At 70.5% G+C, this 24563-nt stretch carries 25 protein-coding genes; 15 read left to right on the plus strand and 10 right to left on the minus strand.

All coding sequences use genetic code 11. The features are described 5' to 3' along the window. Window positions 1-136: 136 nt before the first annotated feature. Window positions 137-2179 carry a TerD family protein gene (locus tag SPR02S_RS02190; protein WP_043258017.1) on the plus strand — a complete coding sequence of 681 codons (2043 nt, stop codon included), beginning with the start codon at window positions 137-139 and terminating at the stop codon, window positions 2177-2179. Window positions 2180-2189: 10 nt separating this feature from the next. On the opposite strand, the gene SPR02S_RS02195 is transcribed toward SPR02S_RS02190, so the two are convergent. Next, window positions 2190-3188 (minus strand): helix-turn-helix transcriptional regulator, encoded by a 999-nt coding sequence (locus tag SPR02S_RS02195; RefSeq protein ID WP_019055293.1) that lies wholly within the window; start codon window positions 3186-3188, stop codon window positions 2190-2192. 114 nt (window positions 3189-3302) lie between these two features. Here SPR02S_RS02195 and SPR02S_RS02200 point away from each other — a divergent pair, with 114 nt between their 5' ends. After that, a complete protein-coding gene (locus SPR02S_RS02200; protein ID WP_019055294.1) occupies window positions 3303-3671 on the plus strand; it encodes a VOC family protein in 369 nt (122 codons plus the stop codon). 6 nt (window positions 3672-3677) lie between these two features. On the opposite strand, the gene SPR02S_RS02205 is transcribed toward SPR02S_RS02200, so the two are convergent. Further along, window positions 3678-4460 (minus strand): hypothetical protein, encoded by a 783-nt coding sequence (locus tag SPR02S_RS02205; protein WP_019055295.1) that lies wholly within the window; start codon window positions 4458-4460, stop codon window positions 3678-3680. A 373-nt stretch (window positions 4461-4833) separates the two neighbouring features. Here SPR02S_RS02205 and SPR02S_RS02210 point away from each other — a divergent pair, with 373 nt between their 5' ends. The 3 genes from SPR02S_RS02210 (at window position 4834) to SPR02S_RS02220 (ending at window position 8543) form a co-directional block, all read left to right on the plus strand. Further along, window positions 4834-6045, plus strand: coding sequence for an esterase/lipase family protein (locus tag SPR02S_RS02210; RefSeq protein ID WP_019055296.1), 1212 nt, complete (start codon window positions 4834-4836; stop codon window positions 6043-6045). A 245-nt stretch (window positions 6046-6290) separates the two neighbouring features. Further along, on the plus strand, window positions 6291-7520 hold the full coding sequence (gene thrS / locus SPR02S_RS02215) for a threonine--tRNA ligase (protein ID WP_019055297.1): 1230 nt from the start codon (window positions 6291-6293) through the stop codon (window positions 7518-7520). Between the two features lie 63 nt (window positions 7521-7583). Continuing rightward, window positions 7584-8543 carry a nucleoside hydrolase gene (locus tag SPR02S_RS02220; RefSeq protein WP_019055298.1) on the plus strand — a complete coding sequence of 320 codons (960 nt, stop codon included), beginning with the start codon at window positions 7584-7586 and terminating at the stop codon, window positions 8541-8543. 101 nt (window positions 8544-8644) lie between these two features. Here SPR02S_RS02220 and SPR02S_RS02225 read toward each other — a convergent pair whose 3' ends face one another. After that, entirely contained in the window at window positions 8645-9589 is a 945-nt protein-coding gene (locus SPR02S_RS02225) for an LAETG motif-containing sortase-dependent surface protein (RefSeq protein ID WP_026150134.1), read from the minus strand. 173 nt (window positions 9590-9762) lie between these two features. On the opposite strand from SPR02S_RS02225, the gene SPR02S_RS02230 reads away from it, so the two are divergent. Beyond that, window positions 9763-11433, plus strand: a complete 1671-nt coding sequence (locus SPR02S_RS02230) for a glycoside hydrolase family 13 protein (RefSeq protein WP_019055300.1) — start codon at window positions 9763-9765, stop codon at window positions 11431-11433. Window positions 11434-11438: 5 nt separating this feature from the next. On the opposite strand, the gene SPR02S_RS02235 is transcribed toward SPR02S_RS02230, so the two are convergent. From SPR02S_RS02235 to SPR02S_RS02245, 3 genes are all read right to left on the minus strand, one after another. Beyond that, complete coding sequence (locus SPR02S_RS02235; protein ID WP_373283250.1) at window positions 11439-12185, minus strand: DUF4142 domain-containing protein; 747 nt, start codon at window positions 12183-12185, stop codon at window positions 11439-11441. 292 nt (window positions 12186-12477) lie between these two features. Next, complete coding sequence (locus SPR02S_RS02240; RefSeq protein ID WP_019055302.1) at window positions 12478-12951, minus strand: carboxymuconolactone decarboxylase family protein; 474 nt, start codon at window positions 12949-12951, stop codon at window positions 12478-12480. 163 nt (window positions 12952-13114) lie between these two features. Further along, on the minus strand, window positions 13115-14047 hold the full coding sequence (locus SPR02S_RS02245) for a zinc-binding dehydrogenase (protein WP_019055303.1): 933 nt from the start codon (window positions 14045-14047) through the stop codon (window positions 13115-13117). 90 nt (window positions 14048-14137) lie between these two features. On the opposite strand from SPR02S_RS02245, the gene SPR02S_RS58825 reads away from it, so the two are divergent. Next, the gene (locus tag SPR02S_RS58825) at window positions 14138-14593 is read left to right on the plus strand and encodes a nuclear transport factor 2 family protein (protein ID WP_019055304.1); all 456 of its coding nucleotides are present in this window, start codon (window positions 14138-14140) and stop codon (window positions 14591-14593) included. 156 nt (window positions 14594-14749) lie between these two features. After that, window positions 14750-15304 carry a TetR/AcrR family transcriptional regulator gene (locus SPR02S_RS54975; protein WP_245607475.1) on the plus strand — a complete coding sequence of 185 codons (555 nt, stop codon included), beginning with the start codon at window positions 14750-14752 and terminating at the stop codon, window positions 15302-15304. Window positions 15305-15358: 54 nt separating this feature from the next. On the opposite strand, the gene SPR02S_RS02260 is transcribed toward SPR02S_RS54975, so the two are convergent. Then, on the minus strand, window positions 15359-15559 hold the full coding sequence (locus SPR02S_RS02260) for a DUF397 domain-containing protein (protein WP_019055306.1): 201 nt from the start codon (window positions 15557-15559) through the stop codon (window positions 15359-15361). A gap of 124 nt (window positions 15560-15683) precedes the next feature. Between SPR02S_RS02260 and SPR02S_RS02265 the strand changes: the two genes are divergently transcribed. Both SPR02S_RS02265 and SPR02S_RS02270 read left to right on the plus strand, forming a co-directional pair. Continuing rightward, window positions 15684-16604, plus strand: a complete 921-nt coding sequence (locus SPR02S_RS02265; RefSeq protein ID WP_019055307.1) for a hypothetical protein — start codon at window positions 15684-15686, stop codon at window positions 16602-16604. Window positions 16605-16707: 103 nt separating this feature from the next. After that, window positions 16708-17409, plus strand: coding sequence for a DUF6445 family protein (locus SPR02S_RS02270; protein WP_019055308.1), 702 nt, complete (start codon window positions 16708-16710; stop codon window positions 17407-17409). Here SPR02S_RS02270 and SPR02S_RS62800 read toward each other — a convergent pair. Beyond that, a complete protein-coding gene (locus SPR02S_RS62800; protein WP_158697763.1) occupies window positions 17349-17633 on the minus strand; it encodes a hypothetical protein in 285 nt (94 codons plus the stop codon). The two genes, SPR02S_RS02270 and SPR02S_RS62800, sit on opposite strands and share 61 nt — an antisense overlap. Before the next feature lie 204 nt (window positions 17634-17837). Between SPR02S_RS62800 and SPR02S_RS02275 the strand changes: the two genes are divergently transcribed. The 4 genes from SPR02S_RS02275 to SPR02S_RS02290 all read left to right on the plus strand — a co-directional run bounded on the left by SPR02S_RS02275 (window position 17838) and on the right by SPR02S_RS02290 (window position 21717). Further along, window positions 17838-19139 carry a hypothetical protein gene (locus tag SPR02S_RS02275; RefSeq protein WP_019055309.1) on the plus strand — a complete coding sequence of 434 codons (1302 nt, stop codon included), beginning with the start codon at window positions 17838-17840 and terminating at the stop codon, window positions 19137-19139. A 72-nt stretch (window positions 19140-19211) separates the two neighbouring features. After that, window positions 19212-19739: a DUF7144 family membrane protein gene (locus SPR02S_RS02280; protein WP_019055310.1), complete on the plus strand. Its 528-nt coding sequence runs from the start codon at window positions 19212-19214 to the stop codon at window positions 19737-19739. Between the two features lie 121 nt (window positions 19740-19860). After that, complete coding sequence (locus SPR02S_RS02285; RefSeq protein WP_019055311.1) at window positions 19861-20598, plus strand: response regulator transcription factor; 738 nt, start codon at window positions 19861-19863, stop codon at window positions 20596-20598. 6 nt (window positions 20599-20604) lie between these two features. Then, on the plus strand, window positions 20605-21717 hold the full coding sequence (locus SPR02S_RS02290) for a sensor histidine kinase (protein ID WP_019055312.1): 1113 nt from the start codon (window positions 20605-20607) through the stop codon (window positions 21715-21717). Window positions 21718-21786: 69 nt separating this feature from the next. On the opposite strand, the gene SPR02S_RS02295 is transcribed toward SPR02S_RS02290, so the two are convergent. Both SPR02S_RS02295 and SPR02S_RS02300 read right to left on the minus strand, forming a co-directional pair. Continuing rightward, a complete protein-coding gene (locus tag SPR02S_RS02295) occupies window positions 21787-22158 on the minus strand; it encodes a DUF6479 family protein (RefSeq protein ID WP_019055313.1) in 372 nt (123 codons plus the stop codon). A gap of 10 nt (window positions 22159-22168) precedes the next feature. Further along, complete coding sequence (locus SPR02S_RS02300) at window positions 22169-23728, minus strand: FAD-dependent monooxygenase (protein ID WP_019055314.1); 1560 nt, start codon at window positions 23726-23728, stop codon at window positions 22169-22171. A 139-nt stretch (window positions 23729-23867) separates the two neighbouring features. Between SPR02S_RS02300 and SPR02S_RS02305 the strand changes: the two genes are divergently transcribed. Then, a complete protein-coding gene (locus SPR02S_RS02305) occupies window positions 23868-24515 on the plus strand; it encodes a TetR family transcriptional regulator (protein WP_019055315.1) in 648 nt (215 codons plus the stop codon). Window positions 24516-24563: the final 48 nt, after the last annotated feature.

Below are 24563 nucleotides of genomic sequence, written 5' to 3' on the forward strand. Positions count from 1 at the left end.
CTTCCGGTGATTCCCGCGCAGTAAGGGCGTTATGGTGCCTCTGATGCGCTGGGTGTGGAGCGCGTCACACATCGCTACGAAACAGGGCCGCCGGGACTGCTGTGCGGCCGTGCATCTGGGGGGCCTCATGCACGAGATGGTCAAGGGTGGGAACGTCGGTCTGGCGTCGCTGAGCGAGGACGTCGGCTCGGTGATGATGAGCCTGAGCTGGGGCAGTCCGACGGGAGAGGGCGACGCGGACGTCTCCGTCCTGCTGCTCACCGCGGACGGAAAAGTGCGCAGCGACGGGGACTTCTACTTCTACAACAACCCCGTCGCCGCCGACGGAAGCGTCCAACTGCTCGGCAAGGCACCGACGGCGGACGGCAGCGAGGACCGGATCACGTTCGATCTGACCGCTATTCCGGCGGGAGTTGACCAGATCGTGGTGGCGGCGAGCCGCTATGAGAGCGCCCGTTTCTCCGAACTCCAGGACCTGCGGCTGACGTTGGCCGACGGCTCCGGCGAAAGCCTGCTGCGCTTCGCGATCGACGATCCCGGCGAGGTCAGCGCGCTGCTCTTCGGCGAGTTCTACCGGCGGGGCGGCGACTGGAAGTTCCGGGCGATCGGACAGGGCTACGAGTCCGGACTGGCGGGCGTGGCAACGGACTTCGGCGTCGACATCGACGACGACGCGGGCACGGACGTGGACGAAGACGTAGACGAAGTAGAGGGCGCTTCCGATGCCGACGCCGGGCCGGAGTCGGAATCCCCGGTCCGTACGTCCGAAGCCGTCTCCGTGATTCCCGCGCAGCCGTCGAGCCCGGCGGTCGAGTCGGTACCCGGGGCCGGGGTTGAGGCCGCGCCGCGTCCCGCCCGTCCTCGTACGGCGAAGAAGAAGGTCACCCTGCCGAAGGTGGCCAAGAAGTCCCTCGCGGAGAACGACTCCTGGCGGGGTGCCCGGCTCTTCCCGGCGTCCGCGCTCAAGAGCGACCACGAGCGGGAGACCCGGGCGACCTCCGTGCTGCTGTCGGTGATGGCCCAAGTGCCGGAGTTCGGGCGGCGGTTGACGGCCGCGTTCGGTGCGCCGGTCGGGCGGATGGAGACGTTCACCGAGGTCACGCTGCCCAACGGCGAGTCGCCTAGGCGGCCCGACGGGGTGATCCGGGTCGAGCGCGCGGGCAAGCTGTGGACCGCGCTCGTCGAGACCAAGACGAACGGCAACCCGCTCAAGCCGGACCAGGTGCAGGCCTACGCCGACATAGCGGCCCGGCGCGGATACGAGGCCGTCATCACCCTCTCCAACGACGTGGAGCTGGAGGGCAGCCCGCTGGTGGAGGTCAAGCTCGACGGGCGGCGCAAGCACAAGGTGGCGCTCTGGCATCTGTCCTGGGCCGAAGTCGCCCACCAGGCACAGCTGTTGATCCGCCACGAGGGCGTCGGCAACGCGGCGCACGCCTGGCTGCTCCAGGAACTCCTCCACTACCTCCAGCACGAGAACTCCGGCTGCCACGGCTTCCAGAACATGGGCCGCTCCTGGGTCCCGGTGCGCAACGCGATCGACGCGGAGACCCTGTGCCAGGGCGACCCGCGCGCGGTGGAGGTCGTAGAGAGCTGGGAACGGCTGGTCCGGCAGGTGTGTCTACGGCTCGGTGGTGAGCTGGGGGAGAAGGTGCTGCCGGTACAGCGCGCCAAGCGCGGTACCGATCCGGCATCGCGACGGGCCGCGTTGGCCGACCGGCTCTGTGTCGACGGGCGCCTCGACGCCGAACTCCGTATCGAGGGCACGCCCGGTGTCCTCGCCCTCTGCGCGGACCTGCGCACCGGCAAGCTGCGCACGTCCATCGAGATCGCCGCGCCCGACCAGGGCTACCCCCTCACCTGGGCCAAGCGGCTGGTCCGCCGGCTCGCCGAGGCACCGGCCGACCTGCACGTCGAGACCCTCCTGGAGGAACAGACGGGCGGGCCGCGCGGCACGCTGGAACGCCTGCGCCCCGAACCGGCCGACATCCTCCCCAAGAACGGAGCCCAGATCACCGGCTTCCGGCTCTCCCTCTTCAGGGGCATGGGCAACACCCGGGGGACGGCTGAATCGGGCTTCATCCGCAGCGTCGACGAGTCCGTGGACCGTTTCCACGCGAGTGTGGTGGTGCATCTGGAGGGGCGGTCGGCACGGGCCCGTCGACCCGTCGACGCGTAGGTGTTGCGGGTCAGGGCGTTGGCGACGGCGCATAGTGCTGGGCCAGGTCGGTGGCGAGGTCGCGGAGGTGAGCCCTGGCCTCGGTGGGGCCGTGCACGGTGATGGCGCTCCCGAACGGCAGGAGTGCTCGCACGTCCTCCAGATGCGGGAAGCGGATCGTCACCTTGCGGCCGGTGGCGGATTCTTCATGGTCATGGTCCTGGTCATGGCCGTGGTCATGGCCGTCCGGGACGAGTCGTAGGCCGAAGATCCGTTGTGCTCGCTCGATCTGGGTCCGGTCGATGGTGGCGCTGACCTCTATCGCGTGGTCGTGCTCCCACTGATCGACGAGCGCTGCGGCGACGGTGGCCAGGGTCTGGCTCTCGCGGATCCGTCGTGGCCGGTCGACTTCTTGCCACGTCGTGATCCGTTCGAGTCGGTACATCCGTGGCACGCGGGCACGGTCGGCGACGAGGTACCAGATGCCGGCCTTGGCGAACAGTCCGTAGGGATCCACGACCAGGTCGCGTGGGCCTGACTCGCGCGGGCTGTCGTACTCGATCCGTAGCCGGCGACCGCGCCGCACCGCGCCGATCAGCGAAGCCGGAGTCGGGCCGGAAGCCCGTGCCCGACGCCAGGGGCGGCTGTCCACGTGCACGACGTCGGTGAGCGGCAGGATCTCCTCGTGAACCCGACGTGGCTGTGCGGCGGCGAGCTTGGAGAGCGCGCGCCGGGTCTCGACCGATGCGTCGAGCTCGGCACGTTGCTTCTCGTCCAGCCCGGTGAGCGACAGCTGATCACGCTCGCCCGGTGTGAGCCGCGTGAGGTCGGGCCCGGACCCGGGCAGCATGGTGACGCCTCCGAGGCGGCCCCGCTGCGCGGTCACCGGCAGACCGGCGTCGCGGAGCCAGTTCAGGTCCCGGGTGATGGTGCGAAGGGACACCCCGAGCGCCGAGGCGAGTTCCTGTGTGGTCGCGGCATCCCTCGATGCGAGGAGCACCATCAGGGAGAAGAAGCGGTCCGGGGTCACCCACCGATTTTTTCAGGAATTGCGACAGGATGCGGCGCATATCCCGGCCAGGCTGGTGGCTGCGTACCTACCACCTACCACGTACTACCTGCGAGCCTGCGAGAAGGAACAACCATGACCACCACATCCGTCGTGTCCATCGTCTACGTGAACGACGCTCCCGCCGCAGCTCGTTTCTACGGCGACCTCCTCGGCATGAGTCCCTCGTTCGAGACTTCGGGATACATCACCTTCGACCTCGGGCCGGGCGCTGACCTCGGGCTGTGGTCCGGCCAGTTCGAGGATCTGTCACCGGACGTCCCGCGCACCAGTGAGGTGTGCGTGGCCATCGACGGTGGACCCGACGAGCTCGACGCGATCTTCAAGCAGTGGCAGGCCAAGGGGGTCACGATCCTGCGCGCGCCACAGGACGTGGGGTTCGGGCCGACCTTCCTCGCGGCCGATCCGGACGGGAACCGTATCCGCGTCGCACCGGGGGGCTGAAAGGCCCTAGATCTGCACCCGCCCCTGCTTCTGCACATCCGTGAGTCGTTGTGCCCCGACCTCCAGTGCCTGCTGCATCGCGTCCACCGGCACGTTCCCCAGCCCGCCGTTCGTGACGGTGATGGTGTCGGCGCCGACGCGGACGGCGGCGGTGTCGACGGTGAGCGTGGACCGGTCGCCCTCGGGGGTGGTGCCGGTGAGGGTGAGGTGGAGGCCCTGGCGGGCGTCGCCGGCGGTGGGGAGGGTGGCCTCCGTGACGGTCACGGTCTGGGTGCCGGAGCGGGCTGTCGTCGCCGTGAAGTTCGCGCACTTCTGCGGGAGTGTCTTCAGCCAGGCCAGGGAGCGGTCCACGTCCGAGGGGGCGAACGCGGCCACCTGATACCGGAGTTGGGCCTCGTCGTCGGGGTCGTCCACGGTGGTCACCGCCTGGGTGGTGGCGGGGGTGCCGAGGAGTTCGTCGGCGTAGAGGGCGTCCAGGAGGCGTTGGCAGTCGGGGGTGGCCGTCTTCGCCTTCAGTAGCGTGTCCCGCCATGTCGCCGTGCCCTGGGTCGGGGTCCAGGGGGCGCCCAGGTCGGCCTCCGTGATCAGCGCGGCCTGTGCCTGGGCGGGGGTGAGGACGGGGGCGGCGGCCGGGGACGCGTGGGCGGCGGGGGGCGTCCGCACGGCCGAGGGGGAGGGCGCGGTCGTCACCTTGTGCAGGATGGCCTCGTTCGCGCAGCCGACGGCGGTCAGCGGGGTGCCCGCGGCGAGTGTCGCGGCGAGGAGGACACGGGCCGGGGTATGGGTCATCGAGGGTCCCTCCTGGGACGGGTGCCGTGCACGGGGTGCGTCCCCCAACGGCACCACCGCCTGCGCCTGCTCACCAGCGCGCCGGGCCGTCCGGGTGAGGGGCAGTGCTTCGGGTGCGGGCCCGGTGGCCGCGACCAGCCGAGGCGGCGCCGCAGACGACGACCTACCTGCCCCGGCACCCCCTCCCCCTCCCCCTTGCCCGTGGAACGGGTGAGCGAAGAGATCAGGCCAGCGGCACATGCCATCCGCATCAAACAATTTCCGTGCACACTCCATCCGAAGTGGTGAACACCCCAGCTCAGCAGGGTTGTACGCCCGGATCGTCCCCCATGCTGACGTCGTCTCCCCGTCCCCTCAGCGAAGGAGTACGACCATGTCCGCGACGACCGAAGAGCCCAACGCCGGCATGTTCACCCTCGGCGATCCGCTCTCCGCCGAGCCCGCCGAACCGATCGAGGTACCGGAGCACCAGGAATGGGCCCTGCCGCACGGCTTCGCCTGGGTCTTCCCCGGCGAGGGCAACCACGACGGTCTCCGTCGGCCCGTCATCATGGCCGACGGCTTCAACCTCGGCCGTAGCAGGCTCGATTGGCTCTATCAGGGGCTGGAGGGCGGCGACTACCCGTTCATCAGCGAACTGCGCCGGCGCGGCCGGGACGTGATCCTGCTCGGCTTCGAGGAACGCAGCGCGTCGATCCTGGAGAACGCGGAGGCGGCCACGGCGGCCATCCTGCGCACCAGCGCCGAGCAGGTGGGCAACACCCGCCTGGTCGTCGGCGGATTCAGCATGGGCGGCATCGTCACCCGCTACGCGCTCGCCAAGCTGGAGCGGCAGCGGATGGACCACCGGACCGCGCTGTACTTCTCCTACGACAGCCCGCACCGCGGCGCCTCCATCCCGGTCGGCGTGCAGGCGTTCTCGTACTTCATCCCGTTCCCGAACGACTTCGCGAAGCAGATGAACAGCCCGGCCGCGCGCCAGATGCTGTGGCGGCACTACGACAAGGACACCGGCAAGATCGGGGTCGCCCCGGAGCGCACGGAGTTCCTGGCCGCCCTGGAACGGGTCGGCAACTGGCCGCGGATCCCGAAGCTGATCGGTGTGGCCAACGGCCGCGCAGACGGGGTGGGCCTGCCGGACGTGGCGCCCGGAGAGGTCGCGCTGCGGATCGACCGGATCTATCCGGGCACCACCTTCTACACCCAGGCCCAGGGCGACGAGGTGACGGCCGCCTACCTCAACCGGCGCTTCCCGAAGGCCGAGCAGACCGTCACGACCAGCGGCTTCCCGGAACTGGACGGCGCGCCCGGCGGCACCCTGCACACCTACAGGATCCTCGCCGACGCGATGAAGAAACTCGGCGGCACGACGGACCTGCGGCACGAGGAGGTGTGCTTCGTGCCCTCGGTCAGCGCGGTCGCGATCCGCGACATCGAGACCCAGGACGACCTGTACGTGAACATCGGCGAACTCGCGCCGGACGAAACCGAGTTGGACGAATTCCTCTGCTCGTCCGAGACCACCGCGCACACGGCCGTCACCGAAGAACTCGGCGCCTGGCTGATCGACCGGCTCCCCGACTGACACCGACCGTCGCGACGCATCCCGTCGCGCGTAAATCCCGTCGCGGGGGCAGTCGTAGGACTGCTACCGTCCGCCGCATGAAGCGCGCCAAGCCGTTCGTGCCGTTCCCGTCCTCCTGGACGACGACGCCGGAGAGTGTCCCGGCGCGCTGACTGCTGACCCAAGTCGAAGCCCCGGGGCGAGTGCCCCGGGGCTTCGTCGTGTGGTGCTCGTCTCTCGGCCCTTTGTTCCGCGAGGAGTTCACCATGTACGACCACGACCACCGCCGTCTCGGCCGCGAACTCGACCTCTTCGACACCGACCCCCTGATGGGCGCCGGCCTGCCGTACTGGCTCCCCGACGGCGCGACCGTGCGGCACGAACTGGAGGAGTATGTACGGGAGTTGGAGTGTGCCGCCGGGTACCGGCACGTGTACTCGCCCGTGCTCGGCAAGCGGGAGCTGTACGAGATCTCCGGGCACTGGTCGCACTACAGCGAGGACATGTTCCCGCCGATGGAACTGGGCGCGGAGGAAGTCGTGCTGCGGCCCAGCCTCTGTCCCCACCACGCTCTGATCTACCGTTCCCGCTCCCACAGTTACCGCGAACTCCCCCTCCGTATCGCCGAGTTGGGCGGCATGTACCGCTCCGAACTCTCCGGCGTCCTCGGCGGACTGACCCGCGTCCGTGCCATCCAGCTCAACGACGCCCATATCTTCTGCACCCTGGACCAGGCCGTCGAGGAGGCCCGCACCGCCCTGAACCTCATCGCCCGCGCCTACGCCGACCTCGGCATCCGCGCCTCCCGCTATCGGCTTTCGCTGCCGGGGCAAGGGGAAGGGGGCGGGAAGTACGTTGCGGATCCTGCCCTCTGGCGGCGGGCCACCGCGATGCTGAAGGAGGTTCTCGACACCTCCGGGGTCGACTACGAGTCCGCCGAGGGTGAGGCCGCCTTCTACGGCCCGAAGATCGACGTCCAGATCGTGGACGGAGCCGGTCGCGAGGCCACCCTCTCCACCGTCCAGATCGACTTCCACCAGCCCGAACGCTTCGACCTGCACTACATCGGCGCCGACGGCGCGAAACACCGGCCGGTGATGGTGCACCGCAGCGTCATCGGGAGTGTGGAACGGGCGGTGGCGCAGCTGGTGGAGGAGCACGGGGGCGCGTTCCCGGCGTGGCTGGCGCCGGTGCAGCTGGCGGTGCTGCCGGTGTCGGAGGCCCAGGCGGCGCAGGCGTACGACCTCGCGGAGCGGGCCCTCGCCCAGGGGCTGCGCGTCGAGGTGGTTGCCGAGGGCAGCCTCGGTGCCCGCGTCCGGGCGGCGCGACTCGTCCCGTACCAGGCGGTGATCGGCGAACGGGAGGCCGCCGCCGGCCTGGTCGCCGTACGACTGCGGGACGGCCGTCGGGTCGAGCCGCTGGCGCCCGCCGAACTCCTGCACCACATCGGCGCCCGGGTCCGGGCGCGCGGTGCCGAGCTGTGGGCGGATGCGTAAGGTCGGCCTTGATCCGCCGAATCGTTTCTGATCGTTTCTGATCTTTTCCGAGAGGAGCCGGCCGTGACCGGTCAGCCCATCCCCGTGATCATCGACTGCGACACGGGGGTCGACGACGCGCTGGCGCTGCTGTTCGCCGTCCGGCACCCGGGCCTCGACCTGCGCGCGGTCACCTGTGTCGCGGGGAACACGGACGTGGACCAGGTCGTACGGAACACGCTGATCGTCCTGGACCACGCCGGTGCCGGTGACATCCCGGTCGCGCGCGGTGCGGCCCGGCCGCTGATCGAGCCCGCCCGTTCCGCCGCGCACGTCCACGGGCAGGACGGCATGGGCGACATGGGGCTGCCCGACTCCACCCGTACGCCCGTCGACGTGGACGCGGTGACCCTGCTGCGGCGCGAGATCCTCGCCTCGCCGAGCGCGGTCACGCTCATCCCGACCGCGCCGCTGACGAACATCGCGCTGCTGCTGCGTACGTTCCCGGAGGTCACCCGCAACATCGAGCGGATCGTGTTCATGGGCGGCGCGGTGGCGGTCGGGAACGCGACGCCGGTCGCGGAGTTCAACGTGTGGCACGACCCGGAGGCGGCCGCGATACTGCTCACCGCCGGGGTGCCGATCACGATGTACGGGCTGGATGTGTTCGAACGGGTCCAGGTTCCCGCCGCCGACGTGCGGCGGTTGCGGGACAGTGCGGAGCCCCGGCTGAAGCTGGCCGGCGACCTGCTGGCCCACCGCGACCCGGCCGCCTCCGGCGATCCCACCCCCACCGGCGGCCTCGGCGACGCGGGCGCGGTCTGCGCGGTCGCCGACCCGGGCGGCCTCACCACCCGCCTCCTGCCGGTCGAGGTCTCCCTCGCCCCCGGGCCGGGGCGCGGCCAGACGATCGTCGACCGGCGCCCGCGGCACGGCGAGTCCGAGATCCATGACGGAGCCCGCGAACAGGCCCTGGTGGACGTGGGGTTGGACGTGGATGTGGAGCGGTACGTGAAGCTGTGGCTGGAGACGGTCGAGGGGTAGGGCGGTAGGGCGGTAGAGGGAAGCGGGACGCCGGGCCGGGATCCTGTCCCGGCCCGGCGTCCTGCGCCTTACCTGCTACGCGCTACTCGCTCGACCTGGGATTACGACTGCGAGGCCCGCCTGCGCCGCGTGGCCACCACGATCGCCGCGCCGCCCGCCAGCAGCACCGCGGCCCCGCCGACCAGTACGCCGCTGTTGCTGCCGCCGCCGGTCTCCGCGAGGTCGCCGCCACCGCCGTTGGGCGAGGGTGCCGCCGCGGGAGTGGTCGACTCGGAGTCGGCCGGGGTCGGGGTGGAGGACTCCGGGGTCGACTCGGAGGCGCTCGGCGTCGGGGTCGAGGACTCGGAGGCGGGCGGGGTGGACTCCGGGACCGACGGCGGAACCGACGCGGGGGCGGACGGCGACGGGGGCTGCGACTCGGTGGTCGTGCAGTCCTTCGTGCCGCCGTTCCAGGCCGCGATCAGCTTGTCCTTGATGACCGTGTGGTCGGGGCCCTTGGGCAGGTCGCCGTGGACGAGGCCGTCACCGGCGGCGGGGTTGCCGTCGAACTTGACCGCACCCCGGTAGAGGTCGATCTGCGCGAAGCAGCCCTCGTCCGGCACCGCGATGTCGAGCGAGTCGGTCTGGCCCTTCTTCACGGTCACCGTGTCGAAGTCGACGAAGACCTGCTGCCCGGAGGTGGCGAAGGTCGGGCCGTGGGCGATGTACGAGGCGAGCGAGGCGGTGCAGCTGCCGGCGTCTCCGGCGGTGCGGACCTTGATGTGGATCTTGCCGTCGTCGGTGGGCTTCAGGTTCTGGTCGTCGACCTTGACGGAGGGGAAGAAGGCCGCGCCGTCCAGCGAGAACTGGCAGCCCTCGGTCTCGGTGACCGTACCGGCGCCCGAGCCGGGCCGGTAGTGGCCGCCGGACTTCCAGCCGTCACCGCCGTCGTGGCCGCTGGTGGCCCAGGCGCCGGAGGCGGCGCCGACGGAGGCCGCGGCGAGGGCGAGGGAGGCGGCGCCCGTCCCCAGCAGGCGACGCACAGTGACACGACTCGCTATGGACATACTGATCCCATCTGGCGGTGCAAGGAGTGGAGGGTGGCGGAGCGAAGAGGCGAAGAGGCGCAGCAAACACCGGGCCCATTGGTCACATGCGCCACAGCGTGTGCACATCGTGGGTCCACCGGAAGATGACTGTCAACTTGCCTTGGTGTAAAGGGAATTCATAAGGAGACCATGTGTCCGACCTGTCCTCCCGTGACCCGAACTGGTGGCGTCAGGCCGTCGTCTACCAGATCTATCCGCGCAGTTTCGCCGACGCCGACGGTGACGGACTGGGAGACCTCAAGGGCATCACCCAGCGCCTCGGTCACCTCGCCGCCCTGGGCGTCGACGCCGTGTGGCTCAGCCCCTTCTACCCGTCCGAACTCGCCGACGGCGGCTACGACGTCGCCGACTACCGCGACGTGGACCCACGCCTGGGCACCCTCGACGACTTCGACGCGATGGTCGCCGAGGCCCACCGTCTTGGCCTGAAGGTCATGGTCGACATCGTGCCCAACCACACCTCGCGGCAGCACAGTTGGTTCCGGGAGGCGCTGGCCGCCCCGCCCGGCTCCGCCGCCCGTGACCGGTACGTGTTCAGGGAGGGGCGCGGTGCGGACGGTCAACTCCCGCCCACCGACTGGCCGTCGGTCTTCGGCGGCAGCGCGTGGCGGCAACTCCCCGACGGACAGTGGTACTTGCACCTCTTCACACCCGAACAGCCCGACCTCAACTGGGCGAACGAGGAGGTCCGGGCCGACTTCCGCACCACCCTGCGCTTCTGGTCCGACCGAGGGGTCGACGGCTTCCGCGTCGACGTCGCGCACGCGCTCGCCAAGGACCTCGCCGGGCCGCTCCGCGACGTGGGCCCCATCGCGGCGAACGCCGAGGACGTCCTCGACTCGATCCCGCCCGGCAGCCACCCCTACTACGACCGCGACGAGGTCCACGAGATCTACCGCGACTGGCGGCGCACCGTCCTCGACACCTACACCCCGCCCCGCATGGCGGTCGCCGAGGCCTGGGTACCGGCCGCCCGCCGCGCCCTGTACGCCCGCCCGGAAGAACTCGGCCAGGCCTTCAACTTCGAGTACCTGGAGGCGGGTTGGGACGCGGACGAACTCCGCGAGGTGATCACCGCTTCGCTCGCGACGGCCCGCGCGGCAGGCGCCTCGGCCACCTGGGTCCTGTCCAACCACGACGTCGTACGACACGCCTCGCGCCTGATGCTGCCCCCGGGCACCGACCCGAACACCTGGCTCCTGTCCAACGGGCACACTCCACCGGTCGACACGGCAGCCGGCCTGCGCAGGGCCCGCGCCGCGACGTTGCTGATGCTGGCGCTGCCCGGTTCGTCGTACGTCTACCAGGGCGAGGAACTCGGACTGCCCGAGGTCGCCGACCTGCCCGTCGAGGTCCTCCAGGACCCCGTCTGGGAACAACAGGGCCACACCCACAAGGGCCGCGACGGCTGCCGGGTCCCCCTGCCGTGGACCTCGGCCGGTCCGTCGTACGGCTTCGGGCCGGGGCCCGCGTGGCTGCCGCAGCCGGCGAGCTTCGCGTCGTACGCCGTCGAGGCGCAGGACGGGATCGAGGGCTCGACCCTGGAGCTCTACCGCACGGCCCTCCGGCTGCGCCGCAAGCTGCTCGACGGGGAGGAGCTGACCTGGGCTGCGGACAGCCCGCCCGGGGTGCTGCACTTCGCGCGCTCCGACGGCTGGCGGTGTGTCACCAACCTGTCGGCCGTACCGGTCGCCCGGCCGCCGGGGGAGGTGCTGCTGAGCAGCCGACCGGCGGCGGGCGACGGGGAGTTGGGACCATCCGGGCTGTTGGCACCGGACACGACCGTGTGGCTGGGGGCCTAGCGGGCTCATCCCACGGTCGGGGTGCCGGTCGGGTTGGCCGCGCTGCCGCTGGCCGACTCGCCCGGCAGGACCGGCGGTTGGGTGGTGCTGTTCACCGGCGGGGTGAGCACCACCTCCGGCTGGCCCGCGGCCGGGGGCGGCGGGGTCAGGTCCACGGCAGGCAGCTTCGGCGGGGTCGTCTCCTGGAAGAGGACCTGGCTGAAGTTGACCAGTCCGGTCTCCTCCATCACCGTGATGTGGTCCAGGACCGTCGCGTTGGCCTGGTTGGCGAGGATCCGCACGAGGGTGTTCTCCGTCGTGGAGCGGATCTTCGCGATCGTGTTGAAGATCGAACCGTGCGTGACGCGCAGGATGTTGGCGAAGTCCGTGTCGAACTGCTTGCCACTGTCCCCGTTCAGCGTGTTGATGAAGCCCTGCTGCTGCGGGCTGGGCTGGTTCGGGATCGTGATGTTGAGCATGGGCGCGATCTTGCGGACGGTGGTGTCCAGCGCCGCGTGCCCGTCGATCAGGTGCTTGCTCGCGGTGATGACCGCCGGGCTCGCCCCCTTCTTCAGGCCTATCTGACCGACGGGGTACTCCCACAGCCCCGCCGCGCGCACCTTGACCACGAAGTCGCGGTCCGCCTCGGTCAGCGGCCCCCACTGCGTGTTGGCGATCACGCGTGCGGGAGCGCTGGAGACCGTGGTCACGCCCAGCATTGCCGGATAGGCCAGTGCGACGAGGGTCAGGCTGAGGGCACCCCCCACAACCATGGTTCCCGTCGCGTTCCGCGAAAAGCGCACCGTACCTCCTGTGTCGTGGACCGCCCGTCGGCGGTACGGACAGTGGGGAATACGGATCGGAGGAGCGCGCGGAGTCTTTTGTTTTGGTAAAGCCGGAGTGGGGCGCGTCACAAGTGGTGGGGGGTGGGTCCGGTTGGTGGGGGTCAACTTCGGGGGGTGGTTGGTGACTTCGCGTGGGTTGGGTTGGAGGTGAGGGTGGCGGTGAGCCGGCTTCGGGTGTGGCGCCTTCGGCCGGCTGCGACGGCCCGCGGTGATGCTCGCGTCAGGCGAACTGGCCGGGCTGATAGTCGCCGGCGGGCATCGTGAGCATGACGTTCATCCGGTTGAAGCTGTTGATGAGGGCGATCAGCGAGACGAGGGCCATGAGCTGCTCCTCGTCGTAGTGCTTGGCCGCGTTCTGCCACACCTCGTCCGGGACCCCGCCGGCCGCGTCCGCGATCCGGGTCCCTTCCTCGGCCAGCTCCAGCGCCGCGCGCTCGGCGTCGGTGAACACGGTCGCCTCACGCCACGCGGCGACGAGGTTGAGCCGTACCGAGGTCTCGCCCGCGGCGGCGGCGTCCTTGCTGTGCATGTCGGTGCAGAACGCGCACCCGTTGATCTGGCTCGCGCGCAGCTTCACCAGTTCCTGTGTGGCGGCGGGCAGCGGCGAGTCGTCGATGACCTTGCCGGCGGCGATGAAGTGCTTCAGGGCCCTGCCGGCGACGGGGCTGGCGAAGGGGTTCAGTCGGGCACCCATGGTGGGCTCCTTTGTCCTGTCGTGGCTGTTGGTTACACAGCTCTGACGGAACGACCCGGCGGGAATGTGACAGGCCTGGATGTGACCTGGGTCTCTCCGGCACGAGAACGGCAGGAGGGTTTCGGAGTCGGTGCCGTTCTGCCGTCCCGGTGCCCGGACGCGGTCAGTCGATGCTGACAACCGCCTTGCCCCGCAGACGGCCCGCCGACATCTCCTTCAGCATCGGCCCGGCGCTGCTGAAGTCACCGCGGTGGCCGATCTCGACCCGGAGTTTTCCGCGTGACGCCAGGGCGAGCAGTGCCGCCATGTCCGCGGCGTCGCGGCTTCCGTCGCTGTCGCCGTCGCTGTAGACGAAGTGGCGCAGGGTGAGAGAGGTGCCGCCCTGGAGCAGCCGGAAGAAGTCCAGGCTGATGGGGTCGCCGCTGGCCTGGCCGAACCAGACGTACTGCCCGCCGGGGCGCAGTGCGTAGGCCGCCTTCGATCCCAGTTCGCCGCCCACGGACTCCAGCACGAGGTCGAAGGGCTCGCCGCCGACGGTCTCGATGTCGAGGGCGATCTCGGCGCCCAACGCGGCCATGTGCGCGGTCGGTTGGCCCTCCGCGGCGACGGCGGTGATCTTCGCCCCTTCGGCGACGGCGAGCTGGATGAGGAGCTGTCCGACGCCGCCTCCCACGCCCGTGGCCAGAATCCGGCGTCCCTGGAGGGGCCCGGTGAGGGCGAGCATCCGGCGGGCGACGAGGCCGGCCAGGGGCAGCGTGGACGCGGTGGCCGAGTCCACGCCGTCCGGGATGGCGGCGAGGCGGTCCGCCGCTGCGGCCACGTACTCGGCGCCCGCGCCGCCCTCGGGCAGGTGCAGGACCACCCGGCTGCCCGCCGCCGGCCCGCTGCCGTCGGACGCGGCTTCCTCGACGACGCCGGCCGCGTCGATGCCGGGGCGGTACGTGCTGGAGGGGCTGTTCAGCAGCAGGAAGTCCGCCCGGTTGAGCGAGAAGTCGGTCACCTTGATCAGCGCCTCGTCGGCTCGCGGGGCCGGGGCGTCGACCTCGCCCGGCTCGGTGAGGGTCTGCGGGTCGCCGGTGGGGAGGAGCGCGCGCATGGCGGCACCTTTCTTCGAAACGGTAGTTTCACTGCCGTATCAAGGTAGCGCACAATCCGGTAGTGCCACTGCCGGATCAAGGGAGCGGTCATGACAGACGCCGTCCGCATCGAGGACCGGCTGGAGATCCTCGACCTGTTCCACCGCTACGCCGACGCGCTGGACTTCAAGCGCTGGGCCGACCTGGACGACCTGTTCACCGAGGGCGTCGCGTCGGAGTGGTTCGGCGTGCATCGGGTCGACGGACGTGAGCAGGTGGTGGGCTTCGCCCGCGACCTGGTCGGGAAGGTGGGCCGGACCCATCACATGATCGGCAACTTCCGGGTCTCCTTCACCGGAGACACCGCGCGGGCCGCCGTCCGGGTGCGGGCGTACCACGAGGGCGCCGGGGACAAGGCGGGCCTGTTCGAGGAGTCGCTGGCCGCCTTCGAGGTCGAGGCCGTGCGCACGCGCACCGGGGGCGGATGGCGCTTCAGCCGGTTCAGTGAACCGCTCTTCGTGATGCTGGGCACGCAGGAGGTCTTCGGCCTGGAGAACCCGGCCTGAGACCGCCCTTCCCCGCCTCTCCGTAAGAAGCGGTAGCATCGCTGCCGAATCAATCTGATCGAATCAATCGAATCGAATCGGATGAGTCGTACCGCCCGCCCTGCCGGAGCGTGCGATCGCCACCGCTCGGGTGGCTGTGGTGACCGGGGGCTCGTTTTGACGGCTGCAGGACAGCGCGCACCGCGCAAGGACCAGGTGCGCAACCGCCGACGACTGCTCGACGCCGCCCGGCTGGCCTTCGCCGAGCACGGGCCCGACCTCAGCATCGAGGCCATCGCCCGGTCCGCGGGCGTGGGCGCGACCACGTTCTACCGGCACTTCCCGACCAAGGACGAACTCGTTCTCCACCTGCTCGACGACCTGGCGGACGGGGCCCGCCGAGTCGCGGCGGAGGCCGCGGACACCGTGGACGACTGGGACGCCTTCCGTACGGTGTTCACCCGGGGCTGCGCGCTCGACGAGGCGGAACTACGACTGTTCGACGCCCTGTGCCGGACCAGCGCGCGGGCGGCCGAACAGGGTCGGCTGATCACGGTCTCGCTGATCACGCCGGTCACGGACCGGGTCAGGAACAGCGGTCTGCTGCGCCGGGATGTGACCGCCGAGGACGTGGCGGCGTTCATGCGCATGGCCGACTCGACCTCGGACGCGCGGCAACGCGGGATCACCCAGCAGGTACTCCTCACCGGGCTGCGCGCACATCGTCGCTGATCTGAACGGGGTTGTTCTTCCCGGGATGGGGTGAGGGGATTGTCGGCGTCGGTGTCAGGGGTGCTGGGCGAGGGTGCCGGTGCGTATCGCTTGCAGTAGGTGGGTGAGAGGGGTGGGGGTGGTCGTGAGGTGAGTGGTGGGGGTGTCGGATTCGCGGAGGTGGATCGTGGTGGGGGTTGCGGCGAGTTCGACGCAGTCGTTGCCTTCACCGCCGCCGGAGAAGGATGACTTCTGCCACTGAGCGGGGGTGATCATGGCTCGTCCTCACAGATCCTTGGCCAACTGGTGAATGAGGTCACGTGACTGCGCTGGGTCTAGCGACTCGCCCTTCACTTTACGGAAGAGCTTTCGAAAGTGCTCCAGTTGAGCCTCGGAGGGCATGCACCGCATCTTCCAGGAGCGGCCCGAGATCCTCACGCCTGTATTCGGCGTACTCGGCATCGCGTTACCCGAGAAGGCGGCGGTGTACGCGATCACCTCCGACGTGACGGAGACCCGGCCGATCGCACGGCACATCGACACCGCGTTGCGGATCTGTCCGTCGGACGGGGAGGACTTCCTGCTCGCCGTCGAGTCGCAGGAACGGCGGGACGACAGGAAGGAGGCGAGCTGGCCGTACTACGTCGCCTACCTCCAGTCGAAGTACAAGCTGCCGGTCCTGCTGCTCGTGCTCTGCCGAGACCGGGCCACGGCCAAGTGGGCGGCCGGTCCGTTCGACTGCGGCACCCGCGGCTGGACCGTCCAGCGAACGTGGCCCCTCGTTGTCGGGCCGGACAACCTCCCGATGATCACGGACGCGAGGACGGCAGCCAGAAATCCCGCGCTGGCCGCGTTCTCCGCCCTGACACACGCCAACAACCGCGACTGCGACGCCATACTGGACGCACTGGACCAGGCCCTCACGGGCATGGCCGCAGACGCCTCCGACTACATCTACCAATTCCTGGACGTCACCCTCGGGGAGACCCCCGCCGGCGACAAATGGAGGAGCATCATGGGTTTCGTCAACTACTTCCCCGGCCGGGGCCACCTCATGGAGCGGGCCTATCTCGAAGGCCAGGCCGAGGGCAAAGCCGCGGGCGAGGCCGCGTTGATCCTGCGGCTGCTGGAGAAGCGCGGAATCCTTGTCTCCGAGGACACCCGGGAACGCATCACGTCCTGTGCCGATCTCCACACCCTCACGACCTGGTTCGACCGGGCCCTGACGGTCACGGCCTCCGAGGACCTGTTCGGCGTAGAGGCGGACGGTGTGGATGGCGCGGATGCCTCAGCGGCGGGCTCGCAGGACGCCACCTTCTGAGTCCGACTCCGCCGCTCGATCCTGCCCCCAACACCCCGTCATTGACGGAATGTTGACCGGTGTATGGCACAGCATTGGCGAACCCCCGCTTACGTTCTGCCCCATGCCCCCACTCCCCCCACACCCCCAGCAACGGGCCCGGCAGCAGGCCCCCCTCCCCGTCCTCCCGTACCGCAAGCCCACCAAGGGACGCGACTACTGGGTGCTGAACGACGTGCTTCCGGACGTGGATGCCGTACGGGAGCGGTGTCTCGCGAAGGACGACTGGGTCAAGGGGTATCCGTACACGTCGGAGACCTGGCCGGGGCTGCGGACGATGCCGGGGCTTGAGCCGGCCGAGATGGGGCGGATCGAGCGGCTGGTCAAACAGGCCACCGGGGCCAAGGAGTTGTGGGTGCAGAAGGCGCCCGGGGGCGGGACCCTCAACCACAACTGCATCCAGGTGGTGGGAGAGGGGGAAAGCGAGCCCCGGCCGCACACCGACTCCCGCGCCCTGTGCCGGTACGCCGCCGTGCTGTATCTCAACCCCTCCGTGCCGAAGGACTGCGGGACCAGTTTCTACCGGCAGCATCTGCCGGGCGGGCGCCTCGGCGGCAATGTCGTGCAGGCTCCGCACAACAACCTCGTCGATGCCCTCGGGACGCGCTTCGTCGCGCCGGACGCCTTCGAAGAGGACGTGCGCGTACCGCACAAGTACAACAGCCTGCTGCTCTACAACGCCAACCTCGTGCACAGCGCGACCGGTTACCACGGCAGCACGCTGGAGGAGAAGCGGATGACCGCCGTCTTCTTCTGGATGGCCTGAGTACATGGCGCGCGTAGAGGCGCTGTTTCTCCGGGAGTTCGCGAGGGCGCGGAGCTGATGAACGACTGCCGCAACTGACGGACCCGGAAGGGGAGTTCATCGCCGAGGAAGTGGGCGACGACGATGAACACGGCCGTGAGCGCGAATCCGGCCAGCACTCCGGAGAGCTGTGAGCAGAGCTCGGCGACCGGCTGCACATCGAGGGGCGGGGGCCGGTACGACATCGGCGGCTCCGGTGATGGACGACGGGACGCGGCATGCTGCCGGGCGGGCCCCGCACCGAGAGGCCGGTTCGCGGGTTTCCGGGCCGGGCGCGCGGGAGGTGCGGTAGGGCACCGGCCGGCGTCACCCGAACGGCGTGGCACTGCTCGCGGACGCGGGCGACTGGGGATGCCCTGGCATTCACGGCGTCGGCGGAGGAGGAGCGGGTGGTGGAGAGCGGCGCCGGGGAGTTGGAGCGGCTGCGGGCGCGGGTGGCCGTACTGGAGGCGGAGCGGCGGCCGCGGCACCGGGTGCGTTCGCTGGTCGCCGTGGTCCTGGTGGTCGTGGGGTGCGTGCTCGCGCCGTTGGGAGTGGTGGCCGCGTGGACAGCGGACACGGTGGGGGACACGGACCGCTATGTGAAGACGGTCGCGCCGCTCGCCTCCGACCCGGACATCCGGAACGCCGTCGCGAACCGGGTGACCTCGGCCGTGATGGACCACCTCGACCTCACCGCCCTGCTGTCCGGTGCGGCGCCCGACCAACGCCCGCTGCTGGAAAAGGCGTTGGGCGCGCTGGGCGGTTCGCTGGAGGACTCGGTCCGCGCCTTCGTCCACGACAAGGCGCAGGCGGTCGCCGCGTCGCGCGCCTTCGCCACGATCTGGAAGGACGCCAACCGCCGTGTCCACAGCACTGTGGAGAAAGCCCTGACCGGCAGTGGCGGTGGTGCGGTACGACTCGACGACGGCGCGGTGACGCTCGACGTGGGCCCCGTGGTGGACCAGGTGAAACAGCGGCTGGTCGATGAGGGGATGACGGTCGCCGGGAAGATCCCCGAGCTCCACACGTCGATCACGCTCCTCAAGAGCGACGACCTCGACACGTACAAGACGTACTTCCGGATCCTCCAACTCGCCGGTACCTGGCTGCCGTTCGTCGCGGTGGTGCTGGTCGCGGCGGGCGTCCTGCTGGCGGCACGGAGACGGCGCGCGCTGGTGACCGGCGCGCTGGGCGTGGCCGCCGCGACCGCCCTGCTCGGCATCGCGCTACGGGTCTTCCGCGCCGTCTACCTCGACGCGCTCCCGGCGGGAGTGTCACCGGCCGCCGCGGCCGCGGTGTACGACGCGCTGACCCGGTTTCTCTTCACGACCGTGCGGATGGTCGTGGCGCTGGGCGTGGTGGTCGCGCTGGGCGCCTGGCTGACCGGTCCCGGGCGCCGGGCCGGTCTCGTACAGAGGCTGTGGACGTCCGGGATCGGGGCGGTGCGGGCGGTGGCCGACGGGGCGGGGTTGCGGACGGGGCCGGTGGGGCCGTTCGTGCGCCGGTTCCGGGTGTGGATCGGCTGGGTGCTGGTGGGCGCGGCGCTGCTGGCGTATCTGCTGTGGTCGCGTCCGACGGGGTGGGTGGTCGTCGGACTGGGGCTGGCGGTGCTGTTCGCGCTGGCGGTGGTGGAGTTCCTGGCGGCGGAACCGGAGGAGGGGCCGGGGCCCGGGCCGGGGGGCGCTTCGGGTGTCACCCGTACGGCGTAATCCCCCTGGTGGAGGCAGCGCCCCGGCCGGATGGTCGAAGCACCACACACCACAGAGAGGTGGGGTACGGCCATGACCCAGCAGCCGCACTCGACGCAGCAGCCGCACTCGCCGTCCGCAGGCGGCGAGGAGAAGCCCCCGGCCTGGAACGACTCCGGCGGACGTCCCGGCCAGGCCCCCGGCACCCGGGGCTACGGCCCGTCGTCGTCCGGCGGCGGTCTCGCGGCCGGCGGCGCGGTCTTCGCCGGTGTCCTGATGCTGATGAACGGCGTCATCGCCATCCTCCAGGGCATCTCCGCGCTGGCCAAGGACGACGTGTACGCCCGCGTCGGCGACTACATCTACAGCATCAACCTCACCGGCTGGGGCGTCATCCTGATCTGCCTCGGCGCCGTGGGCGTGCTCACCGGCTGGGGCATCCTCAGCGGCATGGGCTGGGCCCGCGTCTGCGGCATCGTCCTCGCGAGCCTCAGCGCGATCCTCCAGTTCATGTTCCTCCCGTACGCGCCGGTCTGGTCGGTCATCATGATCGCGGTCGACGTGTTCGTGATCTGGGCACTGGCGGTGTACAGCCCGGCGCGGGACGGCGCGCGGCAGTAGGGCGGCGGCGGGACAGAGGTAGGCCAGTTCGGGCGCCGGGGTTCTTACGAAACAAGGACGTCCGGCGCCCGGAGCCGGTGCGGGGCGGCATCGGCGGGGGGTGGGGTGCGAGGCTGGCCCCATGCAGCAGTCGTACGAGAAGGCCGGGAAGGTCGACGGGGCGGTCGGTGCCCGGGTGCTGGTCGTCGACGACGATCCGACCGTCGCCGAGGTCGTCTCCGGGTATCTCGACCGGGCCGGGTATGTCGTGGAGCGGGCCGCGGACGGGCCGGAGGCGCTGGCCCGGGCGGACGCCCACTGGCCCGACCTGGTGGTGCTCGATCTGATGCTGCCGGGGATGGACGGGCTGGAGGTCTGCCGGCGGATGCGCGGGCGCGGGCCCGTGCCGGTGATCATGCTGACCGCCCGGGGCGACGAGGACGACCGGATCCTGGGCCTGGAGGTCGGGGCCGACGACTACGTCACCAAGCCCTTCAGCCCGCGCGAACTGGTGCTGCGGGTCGAGTCGGTGCTGCGGCGCTCCCGATCGCCGGTCGGATCCGCCGCACCGCTGAGCGCCGGGGGACTGGCGGTCGATCCCGCCGCCCGCCGGGCCAGCAAGGACGGCACCGAACTCACCCTCACCCACCGGGAGTTCGACCTGCTCACCTTCTTTCTCCGCCATCCGGGGCGGGTGTACGGGCGCGAGGACCTGATGCGCGAGGTGTGGGGGTGGGACTTCGGCGATCTGTCGACCGTCACCGTGCATGTACGGCGGCTGCGCGGAAAGGTCGAGGACGATCCGGGGCGGCCGCGGTTCATCCAGACGGTGTGGGGGATCGGGTACCGCTTCGATCCCACCGGCACCGAGGAGGCCTGACCGGTCATGCGTGACGCCTTCCTCATCGCCCTGTTCGCCTTTCTCGGAGCCGCTGCCGCCGGAGTGCTCGGTGCCGGTGCCCTGTGGCTGCTGCGGCGACGGTCGCTCACCGCTTCCGTGTCCGTCGTCGCCGCGGTCGCGGTGACCGCGATGCTCGCCGGGACGCTCGCCGTGGCACAGGCGATGTTCCTGTCCCGGCACGATCTGTCCGTGGTCACCACCGTGGTCGCGATGGCCGCCGTCGTCTCCCTCCTCACCGCCCTGCTGCTCGGCCGCTGGGTCGTCGCCCGCAGCCGTGAACTCGCCCTCGCCGCCCGGGACTTCGGCGACGGCGGCGACTACTCCGCCCCCGCACGTCCCGCCACCGCCGAACTCGCCGACGTCAGCCGGGAGTTGGCCGCCACCAGCGCCAAGCTCGCCGAATCCCGGGACCGCGAGCGCGCGTTGGAGTCCTCGCGCCGGGAACTCGTCGCCTGGATCTCGCACGATCTGCGCACCCCGCTGGCCGGTCTCCGCGCGATGTCCGAGGCCCTGGAGGACGGCGTCGCCGCCGACCCCGCCCGCTACCTCCGCCAGATCCGCACCGAGGTGGAACGCCTCAACGACATGGTCGGCGACCTCTTCGAACTCTCCCGCATCCACGCCGGCTCCCTCGCCCTCACCCGCTCCCGCATGTCCCTCTACGACCTGATCGGCGACGCCCTCGCCGGCGCGGACCCGCTCGCGCGCGAGTACGGCGTACGGCTGGTCGGCGACCGGATCGAACCGGTGCCGGTCGAGGTGGACGGCAAGGAGATGAGCAGGGTGCTGGGGAATCTGCTGGTCAACGCGATTCGCCGGACGCCGACCGACGGCACGGTGGCCGTCGCCGCCGAGCGGACCGCCGAGGGTGTCGTCCTGTCCGTGACGGACGGCTGCGGTGGCATCCCCGAGGACGATCTCCCGCGTGTCTTCGACACCGGGTGGCGTGGCACGCACGCCCGTACCCCGCCCGCCGGGGCCGGGCTGGGGCTCGCGATCGTGCGCGGGATCGTCGAGGCGCACCAGGGACGGGCCGCCGTACGGAATGTGTCGGGCGGCTGCCGGTTCGAGGTGACGCTGCCCGCGGCGGAGGTGTGAGCCGACCGACCCAGGGCGGACCTGCGGGGTGAACCCCTGGGTCAGGTCACGAGGTCACGGGCCGCGAGGTCACACGTGGCCTATGCCGCCGCCCCCGAAGGAACCACTCCTCCCCGGCAGCCACCGCAGCCGGCTCTGGTCCTTGCCCGTTCTGGTCCCGGAGTGGTGGAGCTGGTACGGCATCAACCGCTCCTTCTCCTCCGAGGCGACGGGCATCTCGTCGGGCTCCCGCATCTCGCGCATCTCGTGGACGGCGCCGCCCGCGGGGAGGTGGGGCTGCTCCTCGGGGAGCGGCCGTGGAAGTTCCTGGTCCCGGACCTTCATGCCGAAATGGATGGCCCAGACCAGCGCGCCCACGATCAGCAGGCCACCGAGAAAGGCGGCGCCCACGTCGAGCGTGTTGTGCGACGCGGCCAGCAGTTCGTACGTTGCCATGCTCATACTCCGAGTATCACTCGTTCGGGGTGAATGTGGTGATCTGAGACAGATAGTTCGTGACGTCCGCCAGGTCCCGGGTGAACAGCGCTATGTGGTTGTCGGGGCGAATCAGGACGAGGGCGGGGGCGGAGGTCTCGATGCCGTACGCGTGTCGGGCGTGCCCCTCGTGGTCGTGCAGGTCGCCATTGCCGTCGCCGCCGTCCACCGTGAACGCCTGGAGCAGGTCATCGCGCCCGCCCGCCAACTTGCCGACCGCGTCCGCGACTTCGGTGCCGAAGCCGAGCAGGGTGAAGCGTGGGTCCGCGTACACCTGGAAGAGCCGGATCGGCCGGCCGGAGGCGTCCAGGCAGGGGGCGTCGGGGGCGCGGTCGCCGGGGCGCAGGACGGCGGGGTCGCCGGTGGTGGCGGGAGCGGCGAGGGAGCTCCAGCGGTAGCCCGTGCCCATCGGGGGCGGGGCCGCTGCCTCCACGCCGGTGCCGGGTTCCTTGACCGCTTCGCGTACCTGGGCGTACAGGTCGCTGGTGATGCCCAGGGTCCAGGCGGCCACCGGGAGGCGCTCCTCCTCGTAGGTGTCCAGGAGCCCGGGGCCTGCCTGCCCGGCGGTCGCGAGGGCCAGTTTCCAGCCCAGGTTGTAGGCGTCCTGGATGCCGGTGTTCATGCCGAGTCCGCCGGCGATCGGGTGGATGTGGGCGGCGTCCCCGGCCAGGAAGACCCGGCCGACGCGCATCCGGTCGACCATGCGGACGTTGACCCGCCAGAGGGAGAGCCAGGTCGGGTCGGTCAGCGTGATGCCGGGTACCTGTGCGTACCGGTCGAAGATCCGCTGGAAACCCTCCAGCGACGGCGGCAATGGGGCGCCGCCCGCGTTTAGTTCGGGGCCGGCCTGGAACTGGAAGGAGTTCGTGCCGGGCATGGGGCAGAGCATCACTCCGCTCCCGTCCGACGCGAACCACTGATGCCAGACGTCTCGGCTGATCCCCTCGGCCTCGACGTCACCGACGACCATCGACTGGGTCTCGTCCGTCGTACCGTCGAAACGCACCCCCATCGCCTTGCGCACCCGGCTGCGCCCGCCGTCGCAGCCGACGAGATGGCCGGACCTGATGCGCTCGCCGTCGACGAGGACGGCGGTGACACCGTCCTCGTCCTGCTCGAACCCGGTGACCTCCGTGCCGCCTTCGACGCGGACCCCGAACTCGGCGAGCCGTTCGCGCAGGAGTTCCTCCACCTGCCACTGCCCTATGAGGACCCCCCGCTCGTACGGCGCGGCGGGTGTGGGGCGGGTGTCCGCGAAGGGGTCGGTGTCGTTCACCTGCGCGCCGTCGAAATACTTGCGGAACGGCAGTCGGGTCGTCCCGGTGGCGAGGACGCGCTCGGTGACACCGACGTCCTCCAGGACCTCCAGCGTGCGCGGCTGGAGGCCCTTGCCCCGGGATTCCCGGTGCGGGGCCGGGGCCGCGTCCACGATCCGCACCTCCGCACCGCGCCGGGCCAGCTCGATGGCAAGGGTGAGGCCGGTGGGTCCGGCGCCCACGATCAGTACACCCTCGCTCGGTACAGCGCCGTCGGTCATGGCGGCCCCTCTCGTCGTCGTGTATCCATGGAACATCGCCCGACGAGAAAATGCAACCAGGTCTCAGAAGTTTCTCGGACTCAAAAGTTCTCCGGTCTCATTCGAGTCCGAGCCTCATCTCTCGTGTAAGCTGTGCGGCATGGACGAACCCACCGGTCTGCGCGAGCGCAAGAAGGAACGCACGCGGAACCTCATCGCTCAGGAAGCCCTGCGTCTCTTTCGCGCCCAGGGTTTCGACGAGGTGTCCGTCGTCGAGATCGCGGCGGCGGCCGAGGTCTCCAAGGCCACGCTGTTCCGGTACTTCCCGACCAAGGAGGACCTGGTCCTGCACCGCTTCGCCGACCACCTCGGCGAGGCGGCCCGGGTGGTGCGGGAGCGCCCGGCCGGTCTGACCCCGACCGCGGCCCTGCGCGACCACTTCCTGGCCGGACTCGCCGCCCGGAACCCGATCACCGGCCTGAACGACCACCCCGAGGTGCTGTCCTTCCAGGACCTCATCTACCGCACGCCCAGCCTCCACACCGGCATGAGACAGCGGTACACCAGCCAGGACATCGACGCGCTCGCGGACGCCCTGCCGGCCGGCGGCGGCTCCGGCTCCGGCGGTACGCCACCGATCGTCAGACGCCTGGCCGCGGCCCATCTGATCGCCGTACAGCAGGAGTTGGGGCAGGAGAACTGGCGGACGATCACGTCGGGACGGACCGCCGACGAGGCGTACGACGACGCGGTCGCGGCCGCGGAGGGGGCGTACGGGCAGCTCATGACGGGGCTGGACGGGGAGTAGCCGGCGCCCACGCGAACAGCCCCGCCCCGAGGACACATGGTCCTCGAA

Source organism: Streptomyces prunicolor NBRC 13075 (genome assembly GCF_000367365.1).
GTDB classification, from domain to species: Bacteria; Actinomycetota; Actinomycetes; order Streptomycetales; family Streptomycetaceae; genus Streptomyces; species Streptomyces prunicolor.

What these genes read in the sequence shown, in the direction of transcription:
- SPR02S_RS02190 (WP_043258017.1), top strand. Translation starts at nt 137, where the DNA reads ATGGTCAAGGGTGGGAACGTCGGTCTGGCGTCGCTGAGCGAGGACGTC.
- SPR02S_RS02200 (WP_019055294.1), top strand. Translation starts at nt 3,303, where the DNA reads ATGACCACCACATCCGTCGTGTCCATCGTCTACGTGAACGACGCTCCC.
- SPR02S_RS02205 (WP_019055295.1), bottom strand. Translation starts at nt 4,460, where the DNA reads ATGACCCATACCCCGGCCCGTGTCCTCCTCGCCGCGACACTCGCCGCG.
- SPR02S_RS02210 (WP_019055296.1), top strand. Translation starts at nt 4,834, where the DNA reads ATGTCCGCGACGACCGAAGAGCCCAACGCCGGCATGTTCACCCTCGGC.
- thrS (WP_019055297.1), top strand. Translation starts at nt 6,291, where the DNA reads ATGTACGACCACGACCACCGCCGTCTCGGCCGCGAACTCGACCTCTTC.
- SPR02S_RS02225 (WP_026150134.1), bottom strand. Translation starts at nt 9,589, where the DNA reads ATGTCCATAGCGAGTCGTGTCACTGTGCGTCGCCTGCTGGGGACGGGC.
- SPR02S_RS02235 (WP_373283250.1), bottom strand. Translation starts at nt 12,185, where the DNA reads ATGGTTGTGGGGGGTGCCCTCAGCCTGACCCTCGTCGCACTGGCCTAT.
- SPR02S_RS02240 (WP_019055302.1), bottom strand. Translation starts at nt 12,951, where the DNA reads ATGGGTGCCCGACTGAACCCCTTCGCCAGCCCCGTCGCCGGCAGGGCC.
- SPR02S_RS02245 (WP_019055303.1), bottom strand. Translation starts at nt 14,047, where the DNA reads ATGCGCGCGCTCCTCCCCACCGGCGACCCGCAGACCCTCACCGAGCCG.
- SPR02S_RS58825 (WP_019055304.1), top strand. Translation starts at nt 14,138, where the DNA reads ATGACAGACGCCGTCCGCATCGAGGACCGGCTGGAGATCCTCGACCTG.
- SPR02S_RS02260 (WP_019055306.1), bottom strand. Translation starts at nt 15,559, where the DNA reads ATGATCACCCCCGCTCAGTGGCAGAAGTCATCCTTCTCCGGCGGCGGT.
- SPR02S_RS02265 (WP_019055307.1), top strand. Translation starts at nt 15,684, where the DNA reads ATGCACCGCATCTTCCAGGAGCGGCCCGAGATCCTCACGCCTGTATTC.
- SPR02S_RS02270 (WP_019055308.1), top strand. Translation starts at nt 16,708, where the DNA reads ATGCCCCCACTCCCCCCACACCCCCAGCAACGGGCCCGGCAGCAGGCC.
- SPR02S_RS62800 (WP_158697763.1), bottom strand. Translation starts at nt 17,633, where the DNA reads ATGTCGTACCGGCCCCCGCCCCTCGATGTGCAGCCGGTCGCCGAGCTC.
- SPR02S_RS02280 (WP_019055310.1), top strand. Translation starts at nt 19,212, where the DNA reads ATGACCCAGCAGCCGCACTCGACGCAGCAGCCGCACTCGCCGTCCGCA.
- SPR02S_RS02285 (WP_019055311.1), top strand. Translation starts at nt 19,861, where the DNA reads ATGCAGCAGTCGTACGAGAAGGCCGGGAAGGTCGACGGGGCGGTCGGT.
- SPR02S_RS02290 (WP_019055312.1), top strand. Translation starts at nt 20,605, where the DNA reads ATGCGTGACGCCTTCCTCATCGCCCTGTTCGCCTTTCTCGGAGCCGCT.
- SPR02S_RS02295 (WP_019055313.1), bottom strand. Translation starts at nt 22,158, where the DNA reads ATGAGCATGGCAACGTACGAACTGCTGGCCGCGTCGCACAACACGCTC.
- SPR02S_RS02300 (WP_019055314.1), bottom strand. Translation starts at nt 23,728, where the DNA reads ATGACCGACGGCGCTGTACCGAGCGAGGGTGTACTGATCGTGGGCGCC.
- SPR02S_RS02305 (WP_019055315.1), top strand. Translation starts at nt 23,868, where the DNA reads ATGGACGAACCCACCGGTCTGCGCGAGCGCAAGAAGGAACGCACGCGG.